The organism is Sphaerospermopsis reniformis (assembly GCF_005402885.1).
GTDB lineage: Bacteria > Cyanobacteriota > Cyanobacteriia > Cyanobacteriales > Nostocaceae > Sphaerospermopsis > Sphaerospermopsis kisseleviana.
Genome location: NZ_BJCE01000460.1, coordinates 1 through 1,763, shown reverse-complemented (window position 1 = coordinate 1,763; position 1,763 = coordinate 1). Strand labels below are relative to the sequence as shown.

The window sequence follows — 1,763 nt, the reverse complement described above, 5'->3', positions numbered from 1 at the left end:
CTTGATCTGATTTAGAGTAAATGGTTAATAAAAGTACACTGGTTGGTGATTCAACTTGATAAATGATGCGATAACCAGCACTTTTGCCTTTTTGAATGTTGCTATTTTTAACTCTGACTTTAAAGACAATGTAATTTTCACCCAGTCCAGATATTCTATCACCTAGAAAATTGCAGATTTGAATTTACTCAATTATTACTTGAGTATCAGAACGAATATTCCGGTATCTCTTAGCTAGAGAACGCAAGTTGCTTTTGTATTCAGGTGTTAAGTCTATTTCTACTATTGGCAGTTCATTCGACATCTATTCCCTCCCACATTTGAGATAGGGGAATACGTTGTCCTGCTTTTGCTTCTTGTACTGCTCTTTTTAAACTAGCTTTTATTTCTTCAATGGGAGTATCATCATGATCATTTTCTAAGTTATCTGTAGGTTCAGGAAAGAGAATTATTACTCTGACTTTTCCGGGTATTTCTACATTCAGGGGTTGGTCTAAAAATAATGCCCCTTTTTCATCAATGTTTCCTGTGACTTCTATTGCTTTCATTTGTTGATCCTGATGGTTATTTATATTTAGTTTAACGGTTACTGGCAATTTTAAGTTTCATCACTGACTCTTTTATAAAAAACATTATATGAATGTACTCGTTTTTGGTTGCTACTTGCTTCCAGTTTAGGCAAGGTATTGATTCCGTAAAAATACCCGTGTTAGATTAGGTGTTAACGAGTATAATCTAAAATATAATATTCAGCATCTAGTTGTGATTAACCAGTTGATTAACCAGGAGTATCAATAATGCCAGTAGGAATGCCCGAATTTGTGGAAAACCCTGAGAATCGTTGTCCGGTAATTCTTTTGTTAGATACTTCTGGTTCAATGTCAGGGCAACCTATAGAGGAGTTAAATACAGGTTTGGCGGCTTTCAAAGAAGATGTAATGAAAGATGCTCAAGCTTCTTTAAGTGTAGAAGTTGCTATTGTCACCTTTGGACCGGTGAAACTGACGCAAGATTTTGTCACTATAGACCATTTTACACTGCCAAAGCTAGAAGCAGATGGTGTAACGCCCATGGGTGAGGCGATAGAATACGCTTTAGATTTATTAGAAACCCGCAAACAGTCGTATAAAGATAACGGTGTCCATTATTATCGTCCTTGGGTATTTTTAATTACCGATGGTGCGCCTACAGATTATTGGCAAAATGCAGCGCAAAGGGTGAGAGAAGAAGACGCACAGCGCCGAATGTTGTTTTTTACCGTTGGTGTTCAGGGTGCAGATATGAATAAACTCCGACAAATTGCCCCTCCAGAACGTCCTCCAGTAACTCTGAATGGTTTAGATTTTCGCTCTTTATTTGTTTGGCTTTCCACTTCCATGAAACGGGTTTCTAGTGGCAAAGTTGGGGAAGCTGTAGCATTACCGCCGGTGGGATGGGGGCAAATTATTACTTAATTTGTATCAACCAGATCCCCGACTTCTAATATAAGTTAATGATTTATTGACAATATTTGCAAGAAACAGAAAAGCCGGAAAATGATGATCAATATATTATTGATTTTCTCAAATCAGGAAGGTTAAATGCTCGTACTGATGATGATAAAACTTTGGTTTTGTGTATCTGGGAAAAAGAGATTTAGTAGACTCAATTAAATGATGGGCGGGCAGGATGCCCACCCCACAAGAGTTATCTATTTATTGTGAGATGGGCTTCTAGCCCGTCCTAGTCAACAATACTATTTGATATTTATTTCATCCAATTTA

At 37.2% G+C, this 1,763-nt stretch carries 3 protein-coding genes; 2 read left to right on the top strand and 1 reads right to left on the bottom strand.

The features are described from left to right. Positions 1-293 precede the first annotated feature (293 nt). The gene (locus FFR48_RS27685) at positions 294-548 is read right to left on the bottom strand and encodes a type II toxin-antitoxin system RelN family antitoxin (protein WP_137669554.1); all 255 of its coding nucleotides are present in this window, start codon (positions 546-548) and stop codon (positions 294-296) included. 249 nt (positions 549-797) lie between these two features. On the opposite strand from FFR48_RS27685, the gene FFR48_RS27680 reads away from it, so the two are divergent. Both FFR48_RS27680 and FFR48_RS30310 read left to right on the top strand, forming a co-directional pair. Beyond that, on the top strand, positions 798-1,454 hold the full coding sequence (locus FFR48_RS27680; protein ID WP_137669553.1) for a vWA domain-containing protein: 657 nt from the start codon (positions 798-800) through the stop codon (positions 1,452-1,454). 56 nt (positions 1,455-1,510) lie between these two features. Next, entirely contained in the window at positions 1,511-1,639 is a 129-nt protein-coding gene (locus FFR48_RS30310; RefSeq protein ID WP_268932477.1) for a hypothetical protein, read from the top strand. Positions 1,640-1,763: the final 124 nt, after the last annotated feature.